The organism is Terriglobus sp. 2YAB30_2 (assembly GCF_052114765.1).
Classification (GTDB): Bacteria; Acidobacteriota; Terriglobia; order Terriglobales; family Acidobacteriaceae; genus Terriglobus.
Window position 1 is genome coordinate 1 of the sequence record NZ_JBFRFJ010000049.1, and the last position, 3081, is coordinate 3081.

Genomic DNA, 3081 nt, shown 5'->3' on the forward strand with positions numbered 1-3081 from the left:
GAGTGAAATCGCCCATCTTTCAGAAGCTCTAACAACGTCGACATGCAGTTTCCGCCTCACCATGAGGCAGGCATGATAGCCATGCCCAGCGCTATTGCATAGAAACCCCCACCTGACGAGCAAGTCGATCGAGACAGCAAAAAATCAAACCCATTTTTCGCGCGCAAAAACAAAACCCCAACTGCATGTGCAGTTGGGGTTTCGGAATTTAATCTTGACGATGACCTACTCTCACATGGGGAAACCCCACACTACCATCGGCGATGCATCGTTTCACTKCTGAGTTCGGGATGGGATCAGGTGGTTCCAAYGCTCTATGGTCGTCAAGAAATTCGGGTACTGAGTCGTGACCTGATGGYCTCGCTTCAGCAAATTGGGTATGTGACAGATCGGTGTTTTGTGAGATATCRAACTTTCGGTTCGTATCATCTTCACACACCGCAATCTGATGCTCGYTAGAGTAGTCAAATTGCTTGGGTGTTATATGGTCAAGCCTCACGGGCAATTAGTATTGGTTAGCTCAACGCCTCACAGCGCTTACACACCCAACCTATCAACGTCGTAGTCTTCGACGGCCCTTYAGGGAACTCAAGGTTCCAGTGAGATCTCATCTTGAGGCWAGTTTCCCGCTTAGATGCTTTCAGCGGTTATCTWTTCCGAACATAGCTACCCGGCAATGCCACTGGCGTGACAACCGGAACACCAGAGGTTCGTCCACTCCGGTCCTCTCGTACTAGGAGCAGCCCCTCTCAAATCTCAAACGTCCACGGCAGATAGGGACCGAACTGTCTCACGACGTTCTAAACCCAGCTCGCGTACCACTTTAAATGGCGAACAGCCATACCCTTGGGACCGGCTTCAGCCCCAGGATGTGATGAGCCGACATCGAGGTGCCAAACACCGCCGTCGATATGAACTCTTGGGCGGTATCAGCCTGTTATCCCCGGAGTACCTTTTATCCGTTGAGCGATGGCCCTTCCATRCRGWACCACCGGATCACTAAGMCCKACTTTCGTMCCTGCTCGACKTGTMKGTCTCGCAGTCAAGCKCSCTTKTGCCTTTATACTCTACGACCGATTTCCGACCGGTCTGAGCGCACCTTCGTACTCCTCCGTTACTCTTTRGGAGGAGACCGCCCCAGTCAAACTACCCACCATACACTGTCCTCGATCCGGATAACGGACCTGAGTTAGAACCTCAAAGTTGCCAGGGTGGTATTTCAAGGWTGGCTCCACGCRAACTGGCGTYCRCGCTTCAAAGCCTCCCACCTATCCTACACAAGCAAATTCAAAGTCCAGTGCAAAGCTATAGTAAAGGTTCACGGGGTCTTTCCGTCTAGCCGCGGATACACTGCATCTTCACAGCGATTTCAATTTCACTGAGTCTCGGGTGGAGACAGCGCCGCCATCGTTACGCCATTCGTGCAGGTCGGAACTTACCCGACAAGGAATTTCGCTACCTTAGGACCGTTATAGTTACGGCCGCCGTTTACCGGGGCTTCGATCAAGAGCTTCGCKTKMGCTAACCCCATCAATTAACCTTCCGGCACCGGGCAGGCGTCACACCCTATACGTCCACTTTCGTGTTTGCASAGTGCTGTGTTTTTAATAAACAGTYGCAGCGRSCTGGTATCTTCGACCGGCATGRGCTTACGGAGCAAGTCCTTCACCCTCACCGGCGCACCTTCTCCCGAAGTTACGGTRCCATTTTGCCKAGTTCCTTCACCCGAGTTCTCTCAAGCGCCTTGGTATTCTCTACCYAACCACCTGTGTCGGTTTGGGGTACGGTTCCYRGTTATCTGAAGCTTAGRAGCTTTTCTTGGAAGCATGGCATCAACCACTTCGTCRCCTAAAAGGTAACTCGTCATCAGCTCTCGGCCTTARAAYCCCGGATTTACCTAAGATYYCAGCCTACCACCTTAAACTTGGACAACCAACGCCAAGCTGGCCTAGCCTTCTCCGTCCCTCCATCGCAATAACYAGAAGTACAGGAATATTAACCTGTTTTCCATCGACTACGCTTTTCAGCCTCGCCTTAGGGACCGACTAACCCTGCGTCGATTAACGTTGCGCAGGAAACCTTGGTCTTTCGGCGTGGGWGTTTTTCACWCCCATTGTCGTTACTCATGTCAGCATTCGCACTTCTGATACCTCCAGCAAGCTTCTCAACTCACCTTCACAGGCTTACAGAACGCTCCTCTACCGCATCACTTACGTGATACCCGTAGCTTCGGTGTATGGTTTGAGCCCCGTTACATCTTCCGCGCAGGCCGACTCGACYAGTGAGCTATTACGCTTTCTTTAAAGGGTGGCTGCTTCTAAGCCAACCTCCTAGCTGTCTAAGCCTTCCCACATCGTTTCCCACTTAACCATRACTTTGGGACCTTAGCTGACGGTCTGGGTTGTTTCCCTYTTCACGACGGACGTTAGCACCCGCCGTGTGTCTCCCATGCTCGGCACTTGTAGGTATTCGGAGTTTGCATCGGTTTGGTAAGTCGGGATGACCCCCTAGCCGAAACAGTGCTCTACCCCCTACAGTGATACATGAGGCGCTACCTAAATAGCTTTCGAGGAGAACCAGCTATCTCCGAGCTTGATTAGCCTTTCACTCCGATCCACAGGTCATCCGCTAACTTTTCAACGGTAGTCGGTTCGGTCCTCCAGTYAGTGTTACCYAACCTTCAACCTGCCCATGGATAGATCGCCCGGTTTCGGGTCTATTCCCAGCGACTARACGCCCTATTAAGACTCGCTTTCGCTACGCCTCCCCTATTCGGTTAAGCTYGCCACTGAAWATAAGTCGCTGACCCATTATACAAAAGGTACGCAGTCACMKAACAAAGTMKGCTCCCACTGCTTGTACGCATACGGTTTCAGGATCTATTTCACTCCCCTCTCCGGGGTTCTTTTCGCCTTTCCCTCACGGTACTAGTTCACTATCGGTCAGTCAGTAGTATTTAGCCTTGGAGGATGGTCCCCCCATATTCAGACAARGTTTCTCGTGCYCCGTCCTACTCGATTTCATGACTAAGAGATTTTCGCGTACAGGGCTATCACCCACTATGGCCGCACTTTCCAGAGC

The 3081-nt window shown here is 51.7% G+C and carries 2 rRNA genes; both read right to left on the bottom strand.

Features of this window, described 5'->3' with window-relative positions:
- Window positions 1-212: 212 nt before the first annotated feature.
- Window positions 213-328 (bottom strand): 5S ribosomal RNA (gene rrf / locus AB4Y89_RS24395).
- 156 nt (window positions 329-484) lie between these two features.
- A 23S ribosomal RNA gene (locus AB4Y89_RS24400) occupies window positions 485-3081 on the bottom strand; the annotation flags it as partial.